Origin of the sequence: Adlercreutzia sp. ZJ473 (assembly GCF_013185065.1) — a bacterium.
Taxonomy (GTDB): Bacteria; Actinomycetota; Coriobacteriia; order Coriobacteriales; family Eggerthellaceae; genus CAAEEV01.
This window is the reverse complement of sequence record NZ_JAAVTO010000006.1, coordinates 21919-46184: the sequence shown is the minus strand read 5'-3', so window position 1 is coordinate 46184 and position 24266 is coordinate 21919. Positions and strand designations below refer to the sequence as shown.

Annotated in this window: 19 protein-coding genes; 16 read left to right on the top strand and 3 right to left on the bottom strand. The window is 67.9% G+C overall.

Going from position 1 to position 24266, the window contains the following annotated elements:
- Positions 1-123: 123 nt before the first annotated feature.
- The 13 genes from mazG to dxr all read left to right on the top strand — a co-directional run bounded on the left by mazG (position 124) and on the right by dxr (position 14812).
- Positions 124-1047 (top strand): nucleoside triphosphate pyrophosphohydrolase, encoded by a 924-nt coding sequence (gene mazG / locus HRL41_RS02110; RefSeq protein ID WP_172135309.1) that lies wholly within the window; start codon positions 124-126, stop codon positions 1045-1047.
- Entirely contained in the window at positions 1044-1937 is an 894-nt protein-coding gene (locus tag HRL41_RS02105) for a GTP pyrophosphokinase family protein (RefSeq protein ID WP_253904649.1), read from the top strand. The genes mazG and HRL41_RS02105 overlap by 4 nt, the downstream gene beginning before the upstream one ends.
- A gap of 284 nt (positions 1938-2221) precedes the next feature.
- Entirely contained in the window at positions 2222-3046 is an 825-nt protein-coding gene (locus tag HRL41_RS02100; RefSeq protein ID WP_172135308.1) for an ABC transporter substrate-binding protein, read from the top strand.
- A gap of 96 nt (positions 3047-3142) precedes the next feature.
- Positions 3143-4711: an amino acid ABC transporter permease gene (locus HRL41_RS02095; RefSeq protein WP_253904648.1), complete on the top strand. Its 1569-nt coding sequence runs from the start codon at positions 3143-3145 to the stop codon at positions 4709-4711.
- Between the two features lie 10 nt (positions 4712-4721).
- Positions 4722-5570, top strand: coding sequence for an amino acid ABC transporter ATP-binding protein (locus HRL41_RS02090; protein WP_172135307.1), 849 nt, complete (start codon positions 4722-4724; stop codon positions 5568-5570).
- A gap of 132 nt (positions 5571-5702) precedes the next feature.
- Entirely contained in the window at positions 5703-6851 is a 1149-nt protein-coding gene (locus HRL41_RS02085) for a serine/threonine protein kinase (RefSeq protein ID WP_165170876.1), read from the top strand.
- A gap of 256 nt (positions 6852-7107) precedes the next feature.
- Complete coding sequence (locus HRL41_RS02080) at positions 7108-8124, top strand: DMT family transporter (RefSeq protein WP_216662461.1); 1017 nt, start codon at positions 7108-7110, stop codon at positions 8122-8124.
- 336 nt (positions 8125-8460) lie between these two features.
- Positions 8461-9807 carry an MFS transporter gene (locus HRL41_RS02075; protein ID WP_172135306.1) on the top strand — a complete coding sequence of 449 codons (1347 nt, stop codon included), beginning with the start codon at positions 8461-8463 and terminating at the stop codon, positions 9805-9807.
- Positions 9808-10075: 268 nt separating this feature from the next.
- Positions 10076-10792 carry a UMP kinase gene (gene pyrH, locus HRL41_RS02070; RefSeq protein ID WP_165170874.1) on the top strand — a complete coding sequence of 239 codons (717 nt, stop codon included), beginning with the start codon at positions 10076-10078 and terminating at the stop codon, positions 10790-10792.
- Positions 10793-10871: 79 nt separating this feature from the next.
- Complete coding sequence (gene frr, locus HRL41_RS02065; protein WP_241157231.1) at positions 10872-11435, top strand: ribosome recycling factor; 564 nt, start codon at positions 10872-10874, stop codon at positions 11433-11435.
- 120 nt (positions 11436-11555) lie between these two features.
- The gene (locus HRL41_RS02060; protein WP_172135305.1) at positions 11556-12335 is read left to right on the top strand and encodes an isoprenyl transferase; all 780 of its coding nucleotides are present in this window, start codon (positions 11556-11558) and stop codon (positions 12333-12335) included.
- A 227-nt stretch (positions 12336-12562) separates the two neighbouring features.
- Positions 12563-13495, top strand: a complete 933-nt coding sequence (locus HRL41_RS02055; protein ID WP_172135337.1) for a phosphatidate cytidylyltransferase — start codon at positions 12563-12565, stop codon at positions 13493-13495.
- A gap of 69 nt (positions 13496-13564) precedes the next feature.
- The gene (dxr, locus tag HRL41_RS02050) at positions 13565-14812 is read left to right on the top strand and encodes a 1-deoxy-D-xylulose-5-phosphate reductoisomerase (RefSeq protein WP_253904647.1); all 1248 of its coding nucleotides are present in this window, start codon (positions 13565-13567) and stop codon (positions 14810-14812) included.
- Here dxr and HRL41_RS02045 read toward each other — a convergent pair.
- From HRL41_RS02045 to HRL41_RS02035, 3 genes are all read right to left on the bottom strand, one after another.
- A complete protein-coding gene (locus HRL41_RS02045; RefSeq protein ID WP_172135303.1) occupies positions 14809-15144 on the bottom strand; it encodes a ribbon-helix-helix domain-containing protein in 336 nt (111 codons plus the stop codon). The two genes, dxr and HRL41_RS02045, sit on opposite strands and share 4 nt — an antisense overlap.
- Positions 15126-15419: a hypothetical protein gene (locus HRL41_RS02040; protein WP_172135302.1), complete on the bottom strand. Its 294-nt coding sequence runs from the start codon at positions 15417-15419 to the stop codon at positions 15126-15128. Before HRL41_RS02040 ends, HRL41_RS02045 begins: the two co-directional genes overlap by 19 nt.
- A 113-nt stretch (positions 15420-15532) precedes the next feature.
- Entirely contained in the window at positions 15533-19444 is a 3912-nt protein-coding gene (locus HRL41_RS02035; protein ID WP_172135301.1) for a VaFE repeat-containing surface-anchored protein, read from the bottom strand.
- Positions 19445-19984: 540 nt separating this feature from the next.
- On the opposite strand from HRL41_RS02035, the gene HRL41_RS02030 reads away from it, so the two are divergent.
- From HRL41_RS02030 to HRL41_RS02020, 3 genes are all read left to right on the top strand, one after another.
- The gene (locus HRL41_RS02030; RefSeq protein WP_172135300.1) at positions 19985-21247 is read left to right on the top strand and encodes a site-2 protease family protein; all 1263 of its coding nucleotides are present in this window, start codon (positions 19985-19987) and stop codon (positions 21245-21247) included.
- 148 nt (positions 21248-21395) lie between these two features.
- Positions 21396-22472: a flavodoxin-dependent (E)-4-hydroxy-3-methylbut-2-enyl-diphosphate synthase gene (gene ispG, locus HRL41_RS02025; RefSeq protein ID WP_255465897.1), complete on the top strand. Its 1077-nt coding sequence runs from the start codon at positions 21396-21398 to the stop codon at positions 22470-22472.
- Entirely contained in the window at positions 22469-24223 is a 1755-nt protein-coding gene (locus HRL41_RS02020; RefSeq protein ID WP_305792293.1) for a proline--tRNA ligase, read from the top strand. Before ispG ends, HRL41_RS02020 begins: the two co-directional genes overlap by 4 nt.
- The last annotated feature ends 43 nt before the right edge of the window (positions 24224-24266 follow it).

Sequence of the window (24266 nt, the reverse complement as noted above, 5' to 3'; positions counted from 1 at the left end):
ACGGCCGTGCGGGGGCGCCCTGCTGCGCTGCGGGGTATAATGGGGGTTCGCACAGGGGGGACAATCGAGGCCGCGGCGCCGTCTGGCGCGCGGCAGGGCAGAAACCGAAAGGCTCAGAAGCATATGACCAGCAAGAGCGTAGCTGAGGTGACGGCGCAACGCCACCCCGACTTCGATGCGTTCGTGGCCACCATCGAGGCGCTGCGCGCGCCCGACGGCTGCCCGTGGGATCGCGAGCAGACGCATCGCTCCATCGCGCACAACATGATCGAGGAAGCCTACGAGGCCGTCGACGCCATCGAGCGCGGCTCGGTCGCGCATCTGCGCGAGGAGCTCGGCGACGTGCTCCTGCAGGTGGTGCTGCAGAGCCAGATCGCCGCCGACGCGGGCGCGTTCACCATCGACGACGTGTGCCGCGACGTCAACGAGAAGATGATCCGCCGCCACCCGCACGTGTTCGGCGAGGAGGCCGCAGCGGACTCCGGCGAGGTGCTCGGGCTGTGGGAGAAGGTGAAGCTCGCCGAGAAGGAGGCGGCCGACGCAGCCGCCGCCGACGCGGGCGACGGCGCGCCCGAGGGGCTGCTCGACGGCGTGCCCGCGAGCTTCCCAGCGCTCATGCAGGCGCAGAAGATCTCGCGCAAGGCGGCGGCCGCGGGCTTCGAGTGGGACGCGCTCGACGACATCTGGGGCCAGGTGGCCGAGGAGGTCGGCGAGCTGAAGGAGGCCTACGCCGCGGCTCCCCGGTCGAAGAGCGGCAAGATCGTCAAGAGCGGCGACGCGGGCGCGACGCCCGAGGCCGCCGCGGCGGCCGACGCCGTCGAGCTCGAGTTCGGCGACGTGCTGTTCGCGCTCGTGAACGTGGCGCGGCGCATGGGCGTGAACGCCGAGAACGCGCTGCGCGCCACGTGCGTGAAGTTCCGCCGCCGCTGGGCCTTCATGGAAGGCGCCGCCTGGGGGCAGGGCCGGCGCGTCGAGGACCTGCCGACCGAGGAGCTCGAGGAGCTGTGGCGCATGGCGAAGATGCTGGAAGGGGGCGAGGCGCGATGACGGCAGACGGATCGCTCGAGGTCATCCGCACGAGCGCGGCAGCTGGCTACCACAAGGGGATGGACGACGTGTCGCAGCAGCGCTCGCGCAAGCTCACCCAGAGCCGCATGCTCACAGGGAACGACATCGACGCCCTCGCGGTGCTCGAGTACGCCGCGCAGGACATCCTGCAGAAGTACCACGCCGCGATGCGCCAGATGGAGGTGCGCCTCGAGACGCTCGACCAGGACCTCAAGCTGCGCCAGCGCCGCAACCCCATCCACCACATCGAGTCGCGCATGAAGTCGATCCCGTCCATCTTCGAGAAGCTCGAGCGCTACGGCAAGTCCACCACGCTCGAGGCCATGGAAGAGCACATCATGGACATCGCGGGGCTGCGCGTGATCGTGTCGTACGTGCAGGACGCCTACGACATCCTGAACTACCTCGAGCACCAGGACGACCTCACGGTGGTCACGGTGAAGGACTACATCGCCAACCCCAAGCCCAACGGCTACCGCAGCCTGCACCTCATCGTGAAGATCCCGGTGTACTTCCTCGACGCGAAGGAGGATATCCCCGTCGAGATCCAGATCCGCACCATCGCCATGGACTTCTGGGCCAGCCTCGAGCACGACCTGAAGTACAAGTCGGTGCGCGAGCTGGAGGGGGTCGACATCAGCGGGGAGCTCAAGGAGTGCTCGCGCATCATCCAGAGCGCGGAGGAGCGCATGCAGGTGCTCGCCCAGGCGCTCGAGTCCGACCGGCGCGCGCATCCGAAGCCCAAGGCCGTGAACAGGGCGAAGACGCTCGACCTCAAGGCGGAGATCGAGATTCCCGAAGGCGAGGAGCACAAGGTTCCCATGCCCGCGCGCACGGTGGTCCCCCTGCGCTACCTGGGCCCGCACTGAGGCGGCGCGCCGGAGCTGCCGGGAGCGGGCTGCCGGGCGCGAGGCGCCGGGCGCGGGGCGCCGAGGCCAGCGGCACGAGCCATGCTGCCGGCTGGCGCTGCGCCGCAGGCCCGCGCCAGCCGTCGCCGCCTGCGAGCAGCGGCGCTCGTTCGCTCGCAAACCTTACACGAATGCAACGAATGGGCGCGTTTTGCGGGCAAACGCCTTATAATTGCCCTTGTTGAGATGATCGACGCGCCCCGCCGGGAGGCCCGGGGCAGGGGCGCAGGGAAAGGGGAAGAAAGATGAAGATCAAGAAGTGGGGCGCGCTCGTCGCCTGCGGCGCGCTGGTCGCGGCGCTCGGCCTGTTCGGCTGCTCCTCGAACAACGCCGCGAGCTCGGCGAGCTCCTCTGCGGCCGCCGAGAGCGGCGCAGGCGGCCTCACGCTGCTGAAGGAGGGCACCCTCACGGTGGCCACGTCGCCGGACTACCCGCCGTTCGAGAACCTCGAAGACGGCGAGTACGTGGGCTTCGACATCGACCTCGCGAAGGCCGTCGCCGAGGAGATGGGCCTCGAGTGCGAGTTCGTGAGCCTGCAGTTTGACGGCATCACCCCGGCCATCGCCGCGGGCGGTCAGGCTGACGTGGGCTTCTCCGGCATCTCGGTGGATCCCAAGCGCGCCAAGGAGATCGACTTCACCGACTCCTACTACATTGACGACCAGGCCGTCGCCGCCATGAAGGGCGGTGCCATCACGCCTGACAACGCCGCTGAGGAGCTGAACAAGGAGGGCGTGGTCATCGCCGTCCAGTCCGGCACCACCGGCGAGACGTACGCCCAGGAGAACTTCCCGAATGCCACCGTCAAGGGCTACGGCAACTCCACGGACTGCTTCGCCGCGATGCAGTCGGGCAACGCCACCGCCGTGTGCACCAACCTCGCGGTGGTGAACCGCATGCTGGAGAGCGCCTACTCTGACGCGCAGGTCGTCATCGAGGTAGCCACGGGCGAGGAGTACGCTGCCGTGGTCTCCCAGGACAGCCCTGAGCTGACCGAGGCCGTCAACGCCGCGCTCAAGACGCTGAAGGACAACGGCACGCTCGACGAGCTGACCAACAAGTGGTTCTAGCGCTCCGCAGTTCCTCACGTGGAATTCAGGGCCCTTCCCTCCTGAGTCGGGCGGGAAGGGCCTCCTTTTCTCTCACACCCGATCGGGGGAGCCGTCATGACTGATCCAACCGCATTCGCCCGTCGCTCCAACGCCATCGCCTCGCGCGTGACGGCCCGCGCCGCATGTCCGCGCGACGCGCGCCTCGCCGCCGCCCGCCGCCTCTTCGTCGGCGTGCTCATGGCGCTCGCGCTTCTGTGCGGCGCCGTGCTGGCGCAGGCCGCCCAGCCCGCCGACGCGCTGGCGCTCGACACTGCCAAGTGCACCGCGCGCCCCAACGGCGACACGGGCTCGGAGGTCTACGGCGCCACCGAGACGCGCGTCACCTGGGAGGGCCAGGCTGCCCCCGGCGAGTCGCTGACCGCCCTTGAGCTCACCATGCCCGAGGGGACCACCTTCGGCCTCGACGACGCGCGCGTGATGCTGCTGTCGGGCGACAACCTCATGACGCGCGACATCCCCGACGTCGAGTTCTCCGCCGACGGCAACACGCTTCGCGCCGTGTTCGCCGAGCCGACGGCCCCCGGCTCCTACGTGCGCGTCGAGGTGTATGAGGTATTCTTCCCCGCGGAGGGCGGGGCCATGGGCCTTGCGGGCTCTTACACCACCGCCGAGGGCGACACGCTGCCCATCGACGACATCGCGCCCATCCAGGTGACGGGCAAGAGCGCGTTCGACCAGCTGGTGAGCAGCCTCGAGCAGCAGGACTGGGTGAAGCAGTGGAACTCCAACAAGTTCCTGCGCCTGTTCTTCAACCCGCCGCTCATCGTGTCGAGCATCCCCGTGGTGTTCAACGGCTTCCTCATGGCCATCGGCATCGTGGCCGTGGCGTTTCCCGTGGCCATCCCCATCGGCCTTGTCCTGGCGCTCATGCGCATGTCGAAGTGGCGCGTGCTGCGCGGCATCGCCACCACGTACGTGAACGTCGTCCGCGGCACGCCGCTGTTCCTGCAGATCTACATCGCGTTCTTCGGCCTGCCGCTGGCGGGCGTGCAGATCCCGTCGTTCCCGCTCGGCGTGATCGTGCTGTCGATGAACTCGGCGGCGTATCTGTGCGAGATCTTTCGCGCCGGCATCCAGTCCATCCCGAAGGGCCAGTTCGAGGCGTCGCGCAGCCTCGGCATGAACGGCGCGCAGACCATGGTGTTCGTCATCATCCCGCAGACCGTGCGCCGCGTGATCCCCACCATGACCAGCGAGTTCATCCTGCTGTACAAGGACACCTCGATGCTGGCGGCCGTGGGCGTCATGGAGGTGGTCATGTACGCGAAGACCATCGTGGCCTCCACGGGCTCCATCACGCCCTACATCGTGGCCGCGTGCTTCTACCTGATCATCACGCTGCCGCTCGCGAAGGTGGTCGGCAAGCTCGAGAGCCGCCTGGCGGGCACGGCGGCGCCGAAGAAGCGCAGGAAGAAGGGCGCGCCCGCTGCGGCAGGCGTGGAGGGCGCAGGCGCCGCGGGCGCGAACGTGGGCGCAGGCGCGGCCGTGACGGGCACCGACTCGGCGGGCGTCACGGGGTTCGCGACCGACGTGCTCACCGCGCAGCCGCTGCTCAAGAACGAGCCCGGCGACGGCCTGGGCGGCGTTGGCGATCACGGCTTCGGCATGAAGAACACGAAGTAGAGGAGCGGTTATGAGCGAGATCAAGACCTCCGGCGCCCTGACGCCCGAAGCTGCTGCAGGCGCTACGACCGGCGCCGCGCAGTCCGAAGCCGCCGCAAGCGCCCCGTCCCGCGCGAGCCACGTGACCGACGAGGTGGTCGTGCGCATCGAGGGCCTGCAGAAGGCGTTCGGCGACAACGTCGTGCTGCGCGACGTGAACCTGGAGGTGCACCGCGGCGAGGTGGTGGTGGTGCTCGGCCCGTCCGGCTCGGGCAAGTCCACCATGCTGCGCTGCATCAACCTGCTCGAGGTCCCCACGGGCGGCAAGGTCTTCTTCGAGGACACCGAGATCACGGCGAAGGGCACCGACATCAACAAGGTGCGTGCGAACGTGGGCATGGTGTTCCAGAACTTCAACCTGTTCCCGCACCTCACGGCGAAGCGGAACGTCATGCTGGCCCAGCAGAAGGTGCTCAAGCGCTCCAAGGAGGAGGCCGAGCGGATCGCCGTGGAGCGGCTGAGCGAGGTGGGCCTGGCCGACCGCGTGGACTTCAAGCCCGCGCAGCTCTCGGGCGGCCAGCAGCAGCGCGTGGCCATCGCCCGCGCGCTCGCCATGAACCCCCACGTGATGCTCTTCGACGAGGCCACGAGCGCGCTCGACCCCGAGCTCGTGCGCGACGTCCTCGGCGTCATGAAGAACCTCGCGCGCCAGGGCATGACCATGATCGTGGTGACGCACGAGATGGGCTTCGCCCGCGACGTGGCCGACCGCGTGATCTTCATGGACGGCGGCTACATCGTGGAGCAGGGCACGCCCGAGGAGGTCTTCGACCACCCCCGGTCCGACCGCACGAAGGACTTCCTGGGCCACATCTCCTAGAGCACGTCGCGATGCTTGCCTCCCTCCTCTCCCAGCCGGCCGCTTTTTCCCTGTGACGTGGCGGTTTGTTAATGCACTCTTCGGCAAAAGGTGGTATAACGACGGAGGCTAGTAAAACGAAAGGAGATTTTCATGGCGAAAATCGTTAATTCCTGGAATGACTGGGATCCGCTGAAGCACGTGATCGTCGGCCGTTGCGACAACGGCATGATCCCGCCCGAGGAGCCCGCGACTTCCGAGAAGGTTCCGGTCGACTCCGACATGCGTGGCATGTGGGGCCTGCGCCCGCTGCGCACGGTGGAGAAGGGCAACGAGGCTCTCGACCGCCTGGTGAAGATCCTCGAGGACCGCGGCGTCAAGGTCGACCGCCCGACGCCTCTGCAGTGGAACCAGAAGATCGCCACGCCTGACTTCACGAACGACTCCATGATGGGCTGCATGCCGCCGCGTGACGTGCTGCTCACCATCGGCAACGAGATCATGGCTGCCGCGCAGTCCTTCCGCTGCCGCTACTTCGAGTACCTGGCGTACTGGCCGCTGATGGAGAAGTACTTCGAGGAGGATCCCGAGTTCAAGTGGACCCAGGCCCCGCGTCCTCGTCTGACTGACAAGTCCTACAAGCACAACTACTACGACGAGTCCATCACGCTCGAGGAGCGCCTGGTGCGCACCGCCAACAAGGACTTCGTGACCACCGAGGTCGAGCCGATGTGGGACGCCGCCGACTGGATGCGCATGGGCAAGGACATCTTCGTCCAGCACGGCCTGACCACCAACCGCGCCGCCATGGACTGGATGCAGCGCTACCATCCCGAGCTGCGCATCCACGCCGTGAACTTCCCCGGCGACCCGTACCCCATCCACATCGACGCCACCTTCGTGCCGCTGCGCCCGGGCCTGATCATCAACAACCCGGTGCGCCCGCTGCCCGAGGAGCAGCGCGCCATCTTCGAGGCGAACGACTGGCAGATCGTCGAGGCGGCCAAGCCGGCTCACACCGAGCCGCCCGAGCTCTGCTACAGCTCCGTGTGGCTGTCCATGAACTGCCTGGTCCTCGACCCGAAGACGGTCGTCGTGGAGGCTTCCGAGGTCTACCAGATGGAGCAGATGGACAAGCTCGGCATGAACGTCATCCCCTGCGACCTGCGCGACGCCTACCCGTTCGGCGGCGGCCTGCACTGCTGCACCGCTGACGTCTACCGCGAGGGCGGCTGCGAGGACTACTTCCCGAACCGCGTCAAGGACTGCACGCTCGTGCGTCCGGAGATGTGGAACGACTAATTTCGTTCCGCCCGTCCTGACGGAGCGGGCGGACCGCTCGACGCTGCGGCTTCCTGCGGCACCTGACCTAGCCCCTTGTTTGGGGCGCGGCGTGGGCGAAACCCACTTGGCCCCAAGGCGGGGCTATTCCAGGCACCGCAGGAACCCTCGCTGACGTTACGAACGACAGGCGGGTTTGCCGTGGGTTTGCTATGATGATCTGGCACGTGGCTGCGCTGCGTGCCAGATTTTTTTGTTGAAGAAGGGAAGGGGCTTCGTGGGCGGCGACGGCGACAAGGGCGGGGGCGACTTTCAGATGGACAAGCGGCGCGGCGTCGTCGCGCTGCTCGCGGCGACGACGGGCATGGGCCTGTCGGGGCTGCTCAACCGCGGCGCCACGCGCGTCGACTTCTTCGGCAGCGAGCTCGTGGCGGGCGAGTCCATCGGCGCGTTCATGACGGTCGGCCGCATGGGCATGGGGCTTCTGCTCTTCGCCATCCTGCTCGTGCTCACGCGCAAGACAGCCCTCTTCCGCCGCACGCGGATCTCGCCCGCCATCGTGCTCGGCGGGCTCTCCGTGGGCGTGTCGTTTGCATTCTACCTGGTGAGCGCGCTGCTCACCTCGCTCGCCAACGCGGTGTTCCTCATCTACACGGGACCGCTGTTCTGCACGCTGCTCGCGCGCGCGTTCCGCAAGGAGCCCATCAGCCGCTTCCAGGGGCTGTGCCTCTGCGCGGTGTTCGCGGGCATGCTGCTCACCTCGGGCGTCGTCTCGGTGGGCCCGGGCGGCGTGAACGTGGGCCTTGCCCTGGCCGCCTCCACGCCGGAGTTCCCGCAGAAGGGGCTCGGCGACGCGCTCGGCCTTCTGTCGGGCGTGTTCTACGGGCTGTCGCTGTTCTTCAACGGCTACCGCAAGGACTGCGACTCCACGGTGCGCGGCGTGTGGAACTTCCTGTTCGCGACGGCGGGGTCGCTCGCCGTCGCGTGCGCCATGTGCGGGACGTGGCCTCTCGGCGAGGTGGCGATGGCGCCTGCGAACTGGGGATTTGCCCTGGCGCTCTGGATCATATGCGGGCCGGTGGGCCTCGGGCTCCTGCTCGTGGCGGGGCGCAACCTGCCGGCCGTGGAGTACTCCACCATCTCGTACTGGGAGTGCGTCGTGTCGCTTCTGGCCAGCGTGCTCGTGTTCCACGAGGCCATGACGGCGGGCACCGTGATCGGCGGCGCGCTCATCCTGGTCGGCGGCGCGCTGCCCGCCATCCAGGCGCTGCGCAGCTCCGCGACCCGCCGCTGACCCGCCGCTGACCCGCCGCGAAGCGCCGCTGACCTGCCATACCCCCCGCATTTTTCCCATTAGGGGAGTGTAAAGCGCCGTTGAAAGGCGGGTATGGTAGGGTATCCTCGTGGAAGAGTACGCGCAGGGGGCGGGCTAACAGGTAGTCAGCAGATCGGTGTGAGCACGGCAGAAGGTTCGTCGTGCATTGGGCTGAGTCTTCAGCTTGCGGGATCCAGCGATTCGTAGACTGGTTGGTTGACTTTCCCTTGCCAAAGCTCGAGATGGTGCGAGGGGCGCGCCGCGAGACGCGGCCGCTTGCGCGCGCCGTGAGGCAACAGGGAAGGGAAGCGGTTCATGAGCGAGAGCACCAAGGCTGCCCCATCGGCGGCCTACACTGCCGACGAACAGCAGAAGACCCTCAAGAAGGTGGTCTTCTCCTCGTTCTTGGGAAACTTTATCGAATGGTTCGACTACGCGAGCTACTCGTACCTCGCGACGGTCATAGCGTTGGTGTTCTTCCCCGACGCGGACAAGACCGTCGCCGTCATGAGCACGTTCGGCGTGTTCGCGCTGTCGTTCCTGGTGCGCCCCGTCGGCGCCATATTCTGGGGCAACATGGGCGACAAGAAGGGGCGCAAGTGGGCGCTGTCCATCTCGATCCTGCTCATGAGCGGCGCGACGTTCCTCATCGGCTGCCTGCCGGGCTACGCCGTGCTCGGCGTCGGCGCGCCGCTTCTGCTCCTGCTGCTGCGCATGCTGCAGAGCTTCTCGGCCTCGGGCGAGTACGCCGGCGCGGCCACGTTCATCGCCGAGTACGCGCCGAAGAACCACCGCGGCTTCTACTGCTCCATGGTGCCGGCCTCCACGGCGGCGGGCCTGCTCATCGGCTCGATGTTCGCCACGTTCATGTTCAACGCCTGGGGCGCCACCTCGTCGTTCGTGATCGAGTGGGGCTGGCGCATCCCGTTTCTGCTGGCGCTGCCCCTCGGCTACATCACGCACTACATCCGCACGCACCTGGAGGACTCGCCGGTGTACGCGGAGATGCAGCGCAAGCTCGAGTACACGGGCAACCCGCCTGAGAAGCAGCCCATCCGCACGCTGTTCACCAAGCACTTCAAGGTGCTCGTCATCTCGTTCGGCGCCTGCGTCCTGAACGCCGTGGGCTTCTACGCCGTGCTCACCTACCTGCCGAACTACCTGGAGACTACGCTCAGCTACGACGCGAGCGCGGCGTCGACCATCACCACCATCGTGCTGGTGGTCTACATCGCGTTCATCTTCCTGTCGGGGCGCGTGTCCGACCGCTTCGGCCGCAAGAAGATGCTCATCATCGCGTGCGTGGGCTTCATCGTGTGCACCATCCCGGCGTTCATGCTGCTCGGCACGCTCGACTTCATGGTCATCCTGGTGGTGGAGCTCCTGATGTGCCTCATCCTCACCATCAACGACGGCACGCTGGCGAGCTACCTCACCGAGACGTTCCCCACCGAGGTGCGCTACTCGGGCTTCGCGCTGAGCTTCAACCTGGCCAACGCCATCTTCGGCGGCTCGGCGTCCTACATCTCGTTCTGGCTGATCTCGGTGACGGGCAGCGACATCGCGCCCGCGTTCTACATGGTGTTCATCGCGGTGATCGCGCTGGTGGCCATGATCGCCTCGCACGAGCACGCGAACAAGGACCTCTCCGAGGTGCGGTAGGGGCTGACGCCCTGCCCTGCGGCCGCGGGCGTCCGAAGCGCCCCGCGCGGGGCCTGACCTCGCTGGACCTTGGCGCCCTGCGACGCCAGCTTCGCGCCGACGCCTCATCTTCGCGCCTTTCCGGAGCCCTCCCGCTTGAGCCTGTCGGCTGGGGCGGGAGGGCTTTTTGTGCGGCGGGGCTGCTGTTTTTGACCTGCGAGGCTGCGCGGGCCTTCGGCTTCGGGTACTATATATAAGATTAAACGTTCTCGACGAAGGGATAGGTTTCATGTCGAACGAATACAAGTACGATCGCGTGCTGCTCAAGCTGTCCGGCGAGGCTTTGGCGGGTGACCTCGGCTACGGAATCGATCCCAAGGTCGTTGACGACCTGGCCGACGAGATCGCCGAGATCGTGCACGACGGCGTGCAGCTGGCGGTCGTCGTGGGCGGCGGCAACATCTTCCGCGGCCTGGCGGGCTCGGCGGAGGGCATGGACCGCGCGCAGGCCGACTACATCGGCATGCTGGCCACGGTCATGAACGCGCTCGCGCTGCAGGACTCCTTCGAGCGCCACGGCGTGTTCTCGCGCGTGCAGAGCGCCATCAACATGCAGGAAGTGTCCGAGCCCTACATCCGCCGCCGCGCCATCCGCCACCTCGAGAAGGGCCGCGTGGTCATCCTGGCCGCCGGCACGGGCAACCCGTACTTCACCACCGACACCACGGCGGCGCTGCGCGCGTGCGAGCTCGACGTGGACTGCCTGATGAAGGCGACGAAGGTCGACGGCGTGTACGACTCCGACCCGAAGAAGAACCCCGATGCGAAGCGCTTCGAGCGCATCACCTACCTGGAGGTGCTCAACCGCGGCCTGAACGTGATGGACGCCACGGCCACGTCGCTTTGCATGGACAACAACGTCCCCATGATCGTGTTCGACCTCACCAAGCGCGGCAACATCAAGGCGGCGCTCAAGGGCGAGGCCGTGGGGACCACGGTGGAATAGCCGACATCTGACTGACAGCATGCGCGCCGCGGACCGAGAGGTGCGGCGCGCCCTTTGGAGAACAGGGGAAGGTGGCATCATGGCCGACATTGACGAGATCATGCTTCAAGTTGAGGAGCGCATGGAGAAGGCGATCGACGCGCTGGGCGACAACTTCGCCTCCGTCCGCACGGGCCGCGCGAGCGCCCTTTTGCTCGACCGCATCAAGGTTGACTACTACGGCGTGCCCACGCCCATCAACCAGATGGCCGGCGTCAAGACGCCCGAGGCGCACCTGCTGGTGGTCGAGCCGTGGGACAAGTCGATGCTGCGCGCCATCGAGCACGCCATCCTCGAGAGCGACCTGGGCGTGACCCCCAACAACGACGGCTCGGTCATCCGCCTGCCCTTCCCGGCGCTCACCGAGGAGCGTCGCCGCGAGCTGGTCAAGCAGTGCCGCACCTTCGCGGAGGAGGCGCGCGTGGCCGTGCGCAACGCCCGCCGCGACGCGAACACCGCCATCGACAAGGCGCAGAAGAACGACAACCTGCCCGAGGACGAGGCCAAGCGCGCCGAGGTCGAGGTGCAGAAGACCACCGACAAGTTCGTCGCCGAGGTCGACGCCTTGCTGAAGAAGAAGGAAGCCGAGGTCATGGAGATCTAAGGGGCTTCGGAGCGCTTCTCGCTGACGTTGCGAACGACCAGGGTCTCTCTGCCTGCTGTCTCTTCGCAGCGGCAGGCCGGGATCTCGTCCCCTCTGACACCTTGAGGTGGTGATGGTGCTGTGAACAGGACGCTTGACTACATATTCCCCAACCCGCCTGCCGGGCTTGACCCGACGGCGCTCGACTGCGCGAACATCCCCGAGCACGTCGCCGTCATCATGGACGGCAACGGGCGCTGGGCGAAGAAGCGCGCGCTCAATCGCCTGCGCGGGCACAAGGCGGGCATCGAGGCGGTGCGCGAGACGATTCGCTGCGCATCTGACCTGGGAGTTCGCTATCTCACCATCTACTCGTTCTCCACGGAGAACTGGAGGCGGCCCCAAGACGAGGTCATCGGCCTCATGGACCTGTTCGCCAAGACCATGCTCGCCGAGGTCGACGGCCTGCATGAGGAGCACGTGCGCGTGATGACCATCGGCGACGCGTCGGCGCTGCCCGACGAGACGCGCGCGGCGTTCGACGAGGCGTGGGAGAAGACAAAGGGCAACGACGGCATGACGCTCGTGGTGGCCGTGAACTACGGATCGCGCCAGGAGATGCTGCATGCCGCGCAGGCGTGCGCCCAGCATGCCGTGGAGGTGGCGCGCGAGACGGGCGAGGTGCCCGCCATCACCGAGGAGCTGTTCGAGCGCGGCCTCTACACCGCCGGCATCCCCGACCCCGAGCTGCTCATCCGCACGTCGGGCGAGATGCGCGTGTCGAACTTCCTGCTGTGGCAGATCGCGTACTCCGAGTTCGTGTGCACCGACGTGCTGTGGCCCGACTTCGACCGCTACGAGCTTCTGCGCTGCCTGTTGGAGTACCAGCGGCGCGACCGTCGCTTCGGGGGAGTCAAGTGAGGGATCCTGAGGCGAAAGGCCAGCTCACCGAGAAGCAGCGGGAGGCGCGCGCCCGCCTGCGCACGCGCACGGCGTGCCTGCGCGCGCAGGCGTCGTCCGACCTGCCGCCCTTCAGCACGCGCCCGACCACGAAGGACCTGGTCGAGCTCGACGAGGACGCATCCTCGCAGGCCTTGCCCTCCGACGCTGCCAGCGCCGTCCCCGACGGCCCGCCCTGGCGCTACGGCATGACGCCGGAGGAGCGCGCCGAGCTGCTCGAGCGCAAGGGGCACCGCGCCGAGAAGCGCCAGAAGATCAAGGCGGCCGCGCTCGACAAGACGCCCGAGAAGCTGAAGAACCCCTCGGGCTTCCAGGTGCGCTTCCGGACGGGCGCGGTGTACACGGTCGTCACCGTGGCCTGCGTGCTGGCAGGCGACTTGCCCATGCTGTGCATGCTCATGGTGATGGCCGGCATCTGCGCGGGCGAGTTCTACTACATGCTGCGCTCCGACGCGAAGCTGCCCAACGAGATGCTCGGCATCATCGCGGCGGTGCTCTACCCGCCGAGCGTGTACTTCTACGGGCTTGCGGGCGCCTTGATCGTGAGCCTCGGGCTGCTTCTGGCGCTTCTGGTCTGGTACGTGTTCTGGCTGCGCGCGCGCATCCCCGACGTGGGCGTGAGCTTCTTCGGCGCGGCGTACACGGGCCTTCTGCTGTGCGGGCTGGTCATCGTGCGCCAGGCGCTCGGCGACCCGTGGGGCGGCGTGGCGGTGCTGCTGCTGTTCGTGAGCGTGTGGGCCAACGACGCGTTCGCCTACCTGGTGGGCAGCAAGATCGGCAAGCACAAGCTGGCGCCGCGCACCAGCCCGAAGAAGAGCTGGGAGGGGTTCATCGCGGGCCTGGTCGGCTCGGTGGCGTTCTGGTGCGTGCTGTCGCTCGTGCCGGGCATCGCCATGCCCATTCCCATGGCCGTGGTGTTCGGCCTGGTCTGCGGGCTCATGGAGGTGCTGGGCGACCTGGCCGAGAGCCGCATCAAGCGCAACTCGGGGTTCAAGGACTCGGGGACCATCATGCCGGGGCACGGGGGCCTGCTCGACCGCTGCGACTCCATCTTCCTGGCGTCCATCACCGCGTCCATCCTGCTCATCGCAGGCGGGTGCATACCCTATTCGGTGTTCTAGTGTTTTGACGGCGCACGCTGCGAGCGGGCTCTGCCGCCTGCGGCGCGCGCTGCTTTCGGAGGGATGACATTGGCTAAGAAGCGCGTTGTTGTTTTGGGATCGACGGGGTCCATCGGCACGCAGACGCTCGACGTGGTGCGCCAGCACGCCGACAAGCTCGAGGTCGTGGCGCTGGCGGTCGGCACGCGCACGGACGAGCTGCTCGCGCAGGCGCGTGAGCTCGGCGTGCGGCACTTGGCCGTGGGACGCGAGGAGGCGGCGGGCCTGCCCGTGGCTGACGAGCTGCTCGCGCAGGCGCGTGGCGGCGAGGGCTCAGGCTCAGGCGCAGGCTCGCTGGCGTTCGGGCCCGAGGGCGTGGCGGCGCTCGCGCACCTGCCCGAGGCCGACGTGGTGGTGAACGCGCTGGTGGGAGCTGCCGGCCTGCGCGCGAGCTTCGAGGCGCTCAGCGCGGGGAAGGTGCTCGCGCTCGCCAACAAGGAGTCGCTCGTGGTGGGGGGCGACCTCATCATGCCGCTGGCGGCGCGCGTCGACGAGCAGCGCCGCGCGTGCGGCGCGGCCCCGAAGGCGGGTCCCGCGGGCGCGCTCATGCCGATCGACTCCGAGCACGGCGCCATCTACCAGTGCCTCCTGGGCGAGGACGAGCGCGGGGTGTCGCGTCTGTGGGTGACGGCCTCGGGCGGCCCCTTCCGCGGGAGGAAGCGCGCCGAGCTCGAGGGCATCACGCCTGCGCAGGCGCTCGCGCATCCCACGTGGAACATGGGCGCCAAGATCTCCATCGACTCCTCGACGCTCATGAACAAGGGCCTCGAGGTCATCGAGGCGCACCACCTGTTCGCCATGCCCTACGACAAGATCGAGGTGGTGGTGCAGCCGCAGAGCGCCATCCACTCCATGGTCGAGTACTCGGACGGCAGCGTGAAGGCGCACCTCGGCACCACCGACATGCGCATCCCCATCCAGTTCGCGCTCTCGTACCCCGAGCGCTGGAGCGCGCCGGTGGCCCCGCTCGACTTCCGCACGCTCGGCTCGCTTGAGTTCGCCGCGCCCGACACCGAGACGTTCCGCTGCCTGGCGCTCGCCCGCGAGGCGGGGCGCACGGGCGGCACGCTGCCCTGCGCCATGAACGCTGCGAACGAGGTGGCCGTGGCGGCGTTTCTGGCCGAGGAGGGGACCTACCTCGGCATCGCCGCGTGCGTGGAGGCCGTCATGGAGGCCCATGCGGCCGAAGGCGTCCAGCAGGTGGAGAGCCTCGGCCAGCTCGAGGAGGTCAACGCCTGGGCGAGGGCAAGGGCCCGCGCCTGGGTCAAGGCCCGCTAGGCTCCATCGCCAGCGCCCTCGGATTCCTCGCTCTCGAGGAGCCTGAGGGCGTCCTCCACTGCACAGCGAAGGAACTCGGAGCGCGAGCAACCTTGCTCTTTGACGGCTTCGTCGACGCGCTTCAACTGGGATCTTCCTATCTTGAAGGTGACGCTGACGAGCTCGTCATCTTCAAAGAGGGGAGGCCGGCCGTAGCGGACGGTGACAGACTTGGCTTCGGGCCATTCTCCGCGATCGTAAGCATCGGCATCGCGCTTGAGCTGCTCGATTTCCTCTCGCGTCATGCCGAGCTTTTCCATGAGATCCTTGTCGGTCAGTACGACGGCTTCCATTTGAGCCTCCTCGTTCTCCTCTGCAGATTGAGCGCGCGGAGCGACCGTGTGGTCGGAGGAGTGTTCGCGTGGTAGATCAGGATCCCGAAGTCCTTCGCTCGCCCGGTCATCTCGATTACTCGGCCATTCTGGTCTGGCCCGACAGCCACATAGTCGACGAAGCCGTCTTTTCGCTCGATTCGCGTGCAGACCACTGCGTTCTTCCATGCGTGTGCGATCTGGCTCTCGTCGAGTCCGTGCTTGAGGGCGTGTTCCGCAATGGCAAGGTAAGACAAAATGTTTCCTTAATTCGTCTTACAATAGTATTATAAGACGAAAGTAGAAGGCCGTCAACGAGATGGTGCCGTTGTCTTCGGGGCGGCGGACATGCCGCCCCGGGCTTTCCCTGCTAGCGCTGTCGGCGTGACCTGATGCGGGCTGCGACGAGGGTGACCCCGGCGACGGCTGCGAGGGCGGCTGCGAGCTGGAAGGGCCGAGAGCTGTCGCCGGTTCGGGGCAGGGAGCCTGGGGGAGGCGGGCTTGCGACGGCGGCCTCATGCCCCTCCTCCGCGGAGCCTGCGGAGACGGTCTGGCTCTCGCTCTCGAGGTCGGCGTGCTCGGCCACCACCTCACCCTCGCGTGAGAGCTTCTCGAAGGCCACGAGCGTCTTGCCGGCGAGGTCGCTCGCATCGAAGGCGAACGTGAGGCTGATGACGCCGCTCGGCTCCTCGGGTATGAACGAAAGCTCCTCCTGGACGATGCGGCCGCTCACGGCAAGCTCCTTTCCCGCGTCCTTGTCCATGACGGTCCCACGCAGGCGGTACTCCTTGCCGGGGACGAGGTTCTCGTACGTCACGGCGTCGACAACGGCCGCCTCTCCTTTTGCGGCGATTTCGTGGTCGAAGTCAGCTGCGTCGGTTGCCTCGGTTTCCAGGCGAGGCGCCACCACCTCTACGCGCTGTCTCTCGTCAGCAGGGTCCTCGTGGGAGGCGACCTCGACGCCGTTGCGGGTCAGCTTCTCAAACGCCACGAGGCAGCGTCCGGAAAGCCCCGTGCTGTCGAAGTCGAAGGCGACCTCGACGGTGCCGCTCGGCGCTTCGGGCGTGAAGGCGGTGCTGCCGACCACGGGCGCACCTGAGGCGTCGAGCAGCGGCGTGACCTCAGGCGATCCCGACACGTCGGGCGTGTCTCCTGCGCCTTCGCCGGCTGCCATGAGCGTGCCGCAAGCGACGTACTCCTTGCCGGGGACGAGGCCCTCGTACGCCACGGTGTCGATGACGCTGCTCTCGGGATCAGCGCACACGAGGTGGTCGCCGTCGGCGGCATCAGCGGCCGTCGTCGAGACCGCGGGACTCTCAAGCTCGATGGTCTGCGCGGCGTTCTCGAGGTCGGCGTGCGTCGCGAGGACGCGCTCGCCTTGTCGCAGCTCCTCGAAGCCGACGACCTGCGCGCCGCCTTGCCCTGCGGCGTTGAACGCGAAAGCTACCTCGACGGTGCCGCTCGGCTCCTCGGGCGTGAACTCGACCTGGGCGGTCGCCTCGTTGCCGTCGGCGTCGAGGTAGGCGCTGCCCGTGCCCTTGTCCATGAGCGTGCCGCGCAGGACGTATGCGCGCCCGTCGGCTACGAGGTTGCGGTAGCTCACCGTGTCGATGATGGCGGCGTCGACGTCGGCTGAGGCGGTGCCGTCGCCGTCCTGCATGTCGACGGCCTTCGTGCTGATCGCGGGAGCCTCCACGCGGATGGTCTGCTCGTAGTCGTCCAAGTCCTCGTGTGCGGCGATCGCGGTGCCGGGCGCCTCTGCGGCGGCGATCTGCTCGAAGCACACCAGGTCGCGTCCGCCGAGCGCCAGCGCGTCGAACGTGAAGGCAAGCTCGGCGTAGCCGGTGGTCTTTTCGGGCGTGAGCTCTCTCGAAGCTGTCACAGGTTGCCCGTCGGCATCGAGGACGGCTTCCCCGGTGGCTTTGTCCATGAGCGTGCCCGTGAGCACGTAGGGCTTGCCGGCGGTGAGCCCTCCGTATGCGACGCGGTCGATGACGCGTGCGTCAGCGGCGCCGAGCAGCACCTTGTCGCCGTCAAGCGCGTCGCGCGCGGCGGTGCTGATCGAAACCTCGCCTGCTGACTGGTCATCGAGGGTTCCCAGGTTGACGCTGTAGCCGTCGCGCGCGATGGCCACGTCGGCAAGCTCGACGAGCTCCAGGTGCTCGTTCGCCGCGACGGGCAGCTCCTCGACGGTGTAGACGTCGTAGGGCAGCGCTGAGAGGCTGTCGTCAGCCTTGGTCAGCGATCCGGTTGAGGTGAGCCCGAACCACACGCCCGCTGACGCGTCGAGCTTCGCCTCGTCCACCGTTCCGTCAGCGTTGAGCGCGGCATCGTTGGCGTTGGCGCGGGTCGCATGGGCGTTCCACGCCGCGCTCGTCTTGGCCTCGCCGTTGTCGTCGGTCACGATGACGTGCCACTCGCCCGTGGTCTGCGAGGTGATCTTGAAGGGGATGCCCGAGAGGCGCTTCTGGTCGCTCTCGCGTGTCTTCACGAACTCCAAGTCTCCGCGCTTGACCTGGTCGTAAGCGGCGCCATCTGAGCTTCCGCTCGCCCCGAGCGCCACGATCGCGCCTTCATCGCGGATTGCGAACGTGCGCTCCGCCTGGTCGGTGGGCAGATACCCCGTGCCCGCAGCCATCTCCTTGACCGCGTACGTCCCGTAGGGCAGCGCGTCGGCGGCGGTGGCAGCCACGCCGCCATGCGCGACGATGGTGGCGACCACCTCTCCGGGCTCGCGCCACGTGCCGTTCACGTAGACGGCGCGCGCCGACTTGTTCGTGACGGCGAAGGTGGTCCCGTCAATCGAAGCTGCGCCCAAAGGCGTTAGAAGCCGGCTCTCGGCATCGCGCTTCTCGACGGACACGCCGCCGCGTATGGCCTGCTCGGATACGGTTGGCGCGCGGTAGGTTCGCACGTCCTCGCCGATGCCCTCGCTCGTGACGTGGCGGACGATCACCTCGCCGTCGTTCGCGAGGTAGCCCTCGGGCGCCTTCACCTCCTGGATGAGCACGGTTCCCAAGGGGATGGCCGCCTGCCCGCGCGAGTTGCGGGGCAGGCTTTTGCCGCTCGACGTGCGCGCGTTGCCGAGCGGCGCGCGTCCGCTCTCGTCAGTGCTCACGAGCCAGGTTGCCGTGAGTGCTCCCGACGCCTCGGCTTGGGCGGGCGTGTTGTAGTAGCCGTCGAAGTAGCGGACGGAGAACTGCGCGTTTTCCAGCGTCGCCGCGCCCTGCGAGAGGCTGGCTCTCGTCTCGAGGTCGGCTTTGGCGAGCCAGAGGTCTGCGGGGCTGCTTTGCGGGATCTCCCCCACGTCGAGGCGCGTGGTCTGCCCGCCCGATATGCGCACCTCATGGGTTGCGCTGTCGAGCGCGTAGCCTTCGGAAGGCGCTTTCTCCCTGACGTAGTAGGTGCCCACGGCAAGTCCCTCGGCGCGTGCCCCGCCGTCGGCGTTCGTGGTGATCGTGGCGGCTTCTGACGCGCATGCGCTGTCGCGATACACCCCGTAGGTGGCGCCTGCGAGCGAGTAGCAAGCGTTTCCTTCGGTGAGGGAGGGGTTCGTCGAGGTCTTTTGCAGCTCGAGGCTGCCTGTCGGCTTGTGGGGGCACGTCACGACGATGTTCTGCGTCTTTCCGGTGCGCAAGGCGTAGCAGGAGTCGACGTAGGCTTTGCGCGCCGAGCCCGGCAGCGCCTGCCATGCGGCGATCATGCGCAGGTACGTGCCGTCGGGGTTCGCCGACTCGCCCATGCTCACGTACCGGACCCACCACTCCTGCCCTTGGCAGAAGTAGCCGTAGTACTGCCGAAACGCCGTGGAGCAGCCGGTGAGGGCGGCTTCGGCGTCCCCGTACATGCGGTCGGCGACGAGGATGTGCGTGATGGCGTAGTAGTCGTCGTCGGTCATGGGCGAGCCGTCGTACCAGGTAGATGGCCACATGGCTGGGTCGAACCCCGGGCCGCCGTAGCCGAAGTACAGAACAGCCGTGGGGCTCTCCACACTCGACACGCCTTCGTAGACGTCGCGCAGCGAGAGCTTCTGGTAGGCGCCGGACGCGGGCGTGGGCTTCGAAGGCTGCGCGCAGTAGGCCGTCCAGCCGTTGCCGTCGGAGAAGCGGGTGGTGTTGTAGTTGTCATAGTAGACGTTGCGTCCCACGGAAAGCCAGCTGGTGTCGGCGTAAGCTTGCCGCGAGCACGCGAAGCTCGTGAGCGGGATGAGGCCCGCTGCGATCGCGAGGGCCATGAACAGCCTCATCGCCCTTGAGGCCGTCTGCCGTTGCGCTGCTTGCATGGTCGCTCCTTTCTGCGCGGTTGCGCTGAGGGATGTTCGCTTTGCCTCAAGCGTAGAGGGCCCGCCTGGCAGATGCATGGCGGGGAGTTGGCGGATTGTCGCGCGAGGTTTGATGGGTAATCGCCGCGGTGGGGGAGAGGGCGCCTGCGCGCGCGGGGTGCGCGTGGGCAGGAGGATGCGCGCGCGGCGGGCGTGCGTCTGGCAGAGACCCTTCTTCGGCCATCGCAGATCTGGTAGAAGTCCATCACAATCTGGCGCATATCAAGCAGGACGCTGGCGCAACCGGGCGCTGCGGCAGGAGCCGATGCGCTACGTCCTCAGTCGGACAAGACATGGCGCTTCTGCTTCGGGGCGCGCTTCTGGCAAAATAGCGCAGCGCTTGTAGGTTTTTCTCGCATGCGGGCCGGGCGGTATTTCGCTTCCCTATAATGATCAGCGAAAACGCAACGGCGAGAGCGCAGGGGCCTGACGCGGCCCCTGCGCGCCGCTCGCCTGGCGCGCCTTGCGCAAAGGCGTGTGCTGTTCGGGAAAGCGAGGCCCATGACCACGTTCGTTATGATCGTCTGCGCCGTTCTGGCCCTGTGCTTCCTCGTGTTCATCCACGAGGCGGGGCACTTCCTGGCGTCGCGCGCCTTCGGCGTGCGCGTGACCGAGCTCATGCTGGGCCTGCCGGGGCCGGGCATCGGGTTCACGAAGGGCGGCACGCGCTACGGCGTGACCGCGGTGCTCTTGGGCGGCTACGCGCGCGTGTGCGGCATGGAGGCCGGCGAGATGAGCCCGCATCTGAGAGACGCGCTGGCGGCGCTGTACCGCCGGGGCACGGCCACCATGGAGGACGTCGCCGCCGACTGCGGCATCACCGACGACGAGGCGTACGAGGCGCTCGAGGAGCTCGTCGAGTGGGGCAGCTGCTCGGGCCCCACGAAGAAGGACCAGTTCAACACGTATCGTGCGCCTGAGGTGCGGCCCACGGGGAAGCAGCTCAGAGCCGCGCGCGCCGCGCATCCCGCCGGCGTGGTCGACCCCTCGCTCGCCGTTCGACCCGCGGCGCCCGCGGCTGGCTCCGCCCCCGCGGCGCCTGCGGCTGGCTCCGCCCCCGCGGCGCCTGCGGTCGATCCCGTCCCCGCAGCGTCTGCGGCCGATCTCATCCCCGCGGCTCCCGCCCTCGCGTCCTACGCGCTCGGCGAGCCGCGCCCCGTCGACGACCCGCAGGCCCTCTTCGACCGCGAGTACGCCCAGCAGTACCGCTCGCTGCCCTTCTGGAAGCGCTCGGTCATCCTGCTCGCAGGCCCGCTCGTGAACCTGCTGTTCACCATGGTCGCGTTCGTCGTGATCTACTCGGTCATCGGCGTCGATCTGCGCTACGTCGACACCGGCGAGGTGATCCACTTCCACGCCACGCCGCTGCAGTCCGTCCAGGCGGGCTTCGCCTACATCGGGATGGTGGTGCAGGCGGTCGCGGGGCTGTTCAACCCGGCGACGGCGGCGCAGACGGTCGAGAGCTCGGCGTCCATCGTGGGCATCGTCGCCATGTCGGGCAACTTCTTCGAGAAGGGCTTCGTGGACAGCCTCTTCTTCATGGCGATGATCTCGGTGTCGCTCGGCATCATGAACCTGCTGCCCATCCCGCCGCTCGACGGCGGCCGCTTCGCGGTGGAGGTGTTCCAGAAGCTCACGCGCAAGACGGTGCCGACGAAGGTGATGGGGTACCTGACCGTCGCGGGCATGGTCTTGTTCCTGGGCTTCTTCGCGATTATGCTGAGCCAGGACGTGCAGCGGCTCTTCACGGGATTCTACTCATAGGAAGGCGGGGCGAAGCGACGGGGCGCCGCCTGCTGGAGCGAAGCGGCAGGGCCGTGCGTCCCGCGCCGGAGCGAAGCGCCGGCATCGCCGTGCGCCGCCCGCGCCCTCGCATCGGGCGCCCTCGCATCGGAAAGGAAGGCTGACGAAGTTGGGAGAGACGAGAACTGAGAAGCCGCGCTTCTCCACCCGCCAGGTGATGGTGGGTGATGTGGGCGTGGGCGGCGGCGCGCCGGTGGCGGTGCAGTCGATGCTGAACGCGCCCGCGACTGACGTGGCGGCGAACCTCGCGCAGATCGACGCGCTCGCGCACGCGGGCTGCGAGATCGTGCGCATGGCCATCCCGCACATCGACTGCGTCGACGCGTTCGCGGCGGTCTGCGAGGCGTCGCCTCTGCCCGTGGTCGCCGACGTCCACTTCGACGCGCAGATCGCCATCGAGGCGGCGCGGCGCGGCGCGGCCAAGCTGCGCATCAACCCCGGCAACATCGGCGGCCTGTCCAAGACCGACGAGGTCATCGAGGCGGCGCGCGCGGCGGGCATCCCCATCCGCATCGGCGTGAACGCGGGCTCGCTCGACCGCGCGCTCAAGGAGCGCGCCGACCTCACGCTGCCGCAGAAGCTCGCCGCGTCGGCGGCCGACTACGTGCGCTACTTCGAGGAGGAGCGGGGCTTCACGGACGTGGTGGTGTCGGCCAAGGCGCATGACGTGCAGGCCACCATCGACACGTACCGCCTGCTCGCCGCCGAGATCCCGCACGTCCCGCTGCACATCGGCGTCACCGAGGCGGGCACGGCGTTCCAGGGCGTCATCAAGAGCGCGTGCGGCCTCGGCGTGCTGCTCGAGGAGGGCATCGGCGACACCATGCGCATCTCGCTCACCGACGACCCCGTGCTCGAGGTGCGCGCGTGCTGGACGCTGCTCGGCGCCCTGGGCCTGCGCCAGCGCTCCCCGGAGCTCATCAGCTGCCCCACGTGCGGCCGCTGCCAGGTGGACCTCATCAGCCTCGCGCAGCAGGTGGAGGAGCGCGTCGCCGCCATCCCCGAGCCGCTCAAGGTGGCCGTCATGGGGTGCGTGGTCAACGGCCCCGGCGAGGCCGCCGATGCTGATATCGGGGTGGCTTGCGGAGACGGCGCGGGAGTGGTGTTCTCCCATGGTAAAATCGTCCGAAAAGTTGACGAGTCGGCAATCGTCGACGCCCTGATGGAGGAGATAGAGAAGCTATGACCAATGTAATGCGCATGAGCAAGCTGTACGCACCCACGCTCAAGGAGGACCCGACCGACGCGGAGATAGCGAGCCATCGCCTGCTTCTGCGCGCGGGCATGATCCGCAAGACGGCGTCGGGCGTGTACACGTTCCTGCCGCTCGGCCAGCGCGTGCTCTCGAAGGTCGAGAGCATCGTGCGCGACGAGATGAACGGCATCGGGAGCCAGGAGATCATGATGCCGGCGCTGCAGCCCTCCGAGCTGTGGCACGAGAGCGGCCGCTGGAACGACTACGGCCCCGAGCTCATGCGCCTGGTCGACCGCCACGACCACGGCTTCTGCCTCGGGCCCACCCACGAGGAGCTCATCACCTCGCTCATCCGCAACGAGCTGCGCTCCTACAAGCAGCTTCCCTGCTCGCTGTACCAGATCCAAGTCAAGTTCCGCGACGAGATCCGCCCGCGCTTCGGGCTTCTGCGCTCGCGCGAGTTCATCATGAAGGACGCCTACAGCTTCCACGCCACCCAGGAGTCGCTGCAGGAGACCTACGACGACATGAGCGGCGCGTACGGGCGCATCTGCGAGCGCTGCGGGCTGGACTACCGTCCCGTCGAGGCCGACTCGGGCCAGATCGGCGGCAAGGTGACCACCGAGTTCATGGCGCTGGCCGAGGCGGGCGAGGCCGAGCTCGTGCACTGCACCTGCGGCTACGCCGCCAACACCGAGGCGGGCGACTGCCTGGCCCGTCCCACGGTGTGCGAGGTCGCGCAGATGGAGAAGATCTCCACGCCCGGCGTCCACACCATCGAGGACCTCGCGGAGTTCCTGGACATCCCGGCCACGTCCACGGTCAAGGCGCTCTCCGGCAAGGACGCCGAGGGCAAGCTGGTGGTCATGTTCATCCCGGGCGACCACGAGCTCAACGAGATCAAGGCCGAGCGCGCCGTGCCCGGGTTCACGCTGCTGACCGACGAGGAGATGCTCGCGTTCGGCCTGCACAAGGGCTCGATGGGCCCGGTCGGCCTTCCCGCGGGCGCCCGCGTGGTGGCCGCCACCAGCCTGCAGGCCGTGCCCCAGTGGGTCGTCGGCGCGAACGAGGAGGGCTTCCACTTCGTCGGCGCGCGCCTCGGCGAGGACTTCCAGGTTGACGCATGGGCTGACCTCTGCGTGGTGAAGCCGGGCGACTGCTGCCCCTCCTGCGGGCTGCCGCTCGAGGGCGCGCGCGGCATCGAGGTGTCGCAGGTGTTCCAGCTCGGCACGAAGTACTCCGAGACGATGGGCGCCACCTTCGCCGACGAGGACGGAAACGAGCAGCCCTTCATCATGGGCTGCTACGGCGTGGGCGTGTCGCGCACGCTGGCGGCCGTGGTCGAGCAGCACAACGACGAGCACGGCATCATCTGGCCCATGTCGGTGGCGCCGGCGCACATCTGCGTGGTCCCGCTGACGGTGGGCGACGAGGAGGTGCAGCCCGCCGCCGAGAAGCTCGCGCGCGACCTCGCGGAGGTGGGCTTCGAGGTGGTCATCGACGACCGTAACGAGCGCGCGGGCGTGAAGTTCGCCGACGCTGACCTCATCGGCTGGCCGCTGCAGGTGATCGTGGGCAAGCGCGGCCTGGCCGAGGGCATGGTCGAGGTGAAGCTGCGCCGCACGGGCCAGAAGAAGAACGTGCCGCTCGCCTCCATCGCCGAGCTGATGGCCTTCGCGCACCGCAACCTGAAGAACGCGCGCCCCGACGGCCTGGGCAGCTTCAGCACGATCTTCTCGTAAGCCCGCCTATGACGCGCTTCCGGCGGACGGCCCGCGACGCGGA

What these genes read in the sequence shown, in the direction of transcription:
- HRL41_RS02095 (WP_253904648.1), top strand. Translation starts at nt 3,143, where the DNA reads ATGACTGATCCAACCGCATTCGCCCGTCGCTCCAACGCCATCGCCTCG.
- mazG (WP_172135309.1), top strand. Translation starts at nt 124, where the DNA reads ATGACCAGCAAGAGCGTAGCTGAGGTGACGGCGCAACGCCACCCCGAC.
- HRL41_RS02030 (WP_172135300.1), top strand. Translation starts at nt 19,985, where the DNA reads ATGACCACGTTCGTTATGATCGTCTGCGCCGTTCTGGCCCTGTGCTTC.
- HRL41_RS02035 (WP_172135301.1), bottom strand. Translation starts at nt 19,444, where the DNA reads ATGCAAGCAGCGCAACGGCAGACGGCCTCAAGGGCGATGAGGCTGTTC.
- HRL41_RS02020 (WP_305792293.1), top strand. Translation starts at nt 22,469, where the DNA reads ATGACCAATGTAATGCGCATGAGCAAGCTGTACGCACCCACGCTCAAG.
- HRL41_RS02055 (WP_172135337.1), top strand. Translation starts at nt 12,563, where the DNA reads ATGACGCCGGAGGAGCGCGCCGAGCTGCTCGAGCGCAAGGGGCACCGC.
- HRL41_RS02090 (WP_172135307.1), top strand. Translation starts at nt 4,722, where the DNA reads ATGAGCGAGATCAAGACCTCCGGCGCCCTGACGCCCGAAGCTGCTGCA.
- HRL41_RS02045 (WP_172135303.1), bottom strand. Translation starts at nt 15,144, where the DNA reads ATGGAAGCCGTCGTACTGACCGACAAGGATCTCATGGAAAAGCTCGGC.
- frr (WP_241157231.1), top strand. Translation starts at nt 10,872, where the DNA reads ATGGCCGACATTGACGAGATCATGCTTCAAGTTGAGGAGCGCATGGAG.
- HRL41_RS02100 (WP_172135308.1), top strand. Translation starts at nt 2,222, where the DNA reads ATGAAGATCAAGAAGTGGGGCGCGCTCGTCGCCTGCGGCGCGCTGGTC.
- HRL41_RS02085 (WP_165170876.1), top strand. Translation starts at nt 5,703, where the DNA reads ATGGCGAAAATCGTTAATTCCTGGAATGACTGGGATCCGCTGAAGCAC.
- HRL41_RS02075 (WP_172135306.1), top strand. Translation starts at nt 8,461, where the DNA reads ATGAGCGAGAGCACCAAGGCTGCCCCATCGGCGGCCTACACTGCCGAC.
- HRL41_RS02105 (WP_253904649.1), top strand. Translation starts at nt 1,044, where the DNA reads ATGACGGCAGACGGATCGCTCGAGGTCATCCGCACGAGCGCGGCAGCT.
- pyrH (WP_165170874.1), top strand. Translation starts at nt 10,076, where the DNA reads ATGTCGAACGAATACAAGTACGATCGCGTGCTGCTCAAGCTGTCCGGC.